The organism is Mesorhizobium sp. P5_C1 (assembly GCF_054049815.1).
This window is the reverse complement of record NZ_JBFULQ010001054.1, coordinates 1-1,106: the sequence shown is the minus strand read 5'-3', so window position 1 is coordinate 1,106 and position 1,106 is coordinate 1. Positions and strand designations below refer to the sequence as shown.

Annotated in this window: 2 protein-coding genes; both read right to left on the bottom strand. The window is 60.8% G+C overall.

Going from position 1 to position 1,106, the window contains the following annotated elements; translation table 11 throughout:
- Positions 1–121 precede the first annotated feature (121 nt).
- Entirely contained in the window at positions 122–481 is a 360-nt protein-coding gene (locus ACXJ7R_RS33825) for a DUF6074 family protein (protein WP_457155587.1), read from the bottom strand.
- Between the two features lie 93 nt (positions 482–574).
- Positions 575–871, bottom strand: a complete 297-nt coding sequence (locus tag ACXJ7R_RS33820; protein ID WP_457155586.1) for a DUF982 domain-containing protein — start codon at positions 869–871, stop codon at positions 575–577.
- Positions 872–1,106 lie beyond the last annotated feature (235 nt).

The window sequence follows — 1,106 nt, the reverse complement described above, 5'->3', positions numbered from 1 at the left end:
ATCAACGCGCACAGGACAGCTCGGTGAGCAAAAGCTCGCGCCCGGAGATAGTTTACCATTTGCTAATAGGGCAACTGCGCAGCGAGTTACACGTGCCCCGGCTTGCCGGATGGCCCGGACTTCAAGCGGATAGAATCGGTGTCGCCCCGGCGGCCGCTCTGGCCGACATCTCGCGCTGTACGGCAAGGAAGAATCTGCGCACTTCATCGCTGGCCGCTATTTTGTCTCTGCCGGATCCGACAACGAGATCGAGCAACTCCGACGCCTTGGCCCTCCAGAACGAAGTGGCGGTATCGCCATGCAGGTTGTCGAGTTTGGCGGCGACTTCCCTCACCAACACTGTTTGACGATCAATCGGGAATGCGCGGACTTTTTCTGGGGACATCTTCCGAACCATGAACTGACGCAACGAATCAACCATTGCTGAACAAGCAATGGCGTAGCCGCGAATGTGGAAACGGAAGCTTAACGGCGCTGGCATTGACGCGTCCAGATCCGCCCCCGGCATCGCCGTGTGCGTTCAAACGCGATCGTCGGCATTTCAATTGGGGCAGGTGAAAACGGTGGACGGCCCTCAAGCCTGCAGCGTTCTCGCCTCGCCGCCACGCTTGCGCGGCATCATCATGTCCTTGGCCATCAGTCCGCTTGCACGACAAAACGCCATGAACGCCCGGCAGGCGTCTTCGGTCTTGACCACGTCCACCGTGGCGCCAAAGCAGGCGTTGAACGCCTTCTGATAGATCGGGCCCTGACGGCGCACAGGCCAGCCCTGAAGAATATCGAGCGCCTGTTCGACGCTGTAGATCTCCTCGACCGGCAGGCCGGGCGCGGGTGCTATGCGCACCGGAACCTCGAATTGCAGTCTGTCCATGTCCCTATCTCCCGAACCGGCGTCCCTACGCTGTTCGTCGTCAAAAGTTGCTTCGACCGCCTTTGGCGCAGAAATGTGTCGTCACTGCGGTCGCGACCCCTTTGTGATCGCGACCGCGCCAAGGGCCGCCAGGCTTACTGGTTCGCCGGATCCGTCTCAGCGTCGAAAGCCATGCGGGTGGCGGCGATCAGCACAAATACGGTCGGCACGGCGAAGAGGCCCCCGAGGACAAGTG

Bases quoted from the DNA above. Each gene is read 5' to 3' on its own strand.
- ACXJ7R_RS33820 (WP_457155586.1), bottom strand. From the start codon at position 871: ATGGACAGACTGCAATTCGAGGTTCCGGTGCGCATAGCACCCGCGCCC.
- ACXJ7R_RS33825 (WP_457155587.1), bottom strand. From the start codon at position 481: ATGCCAGCGCCGTTAAGCTTCCGTTTCCACATTCGCGGCTACGCCATT.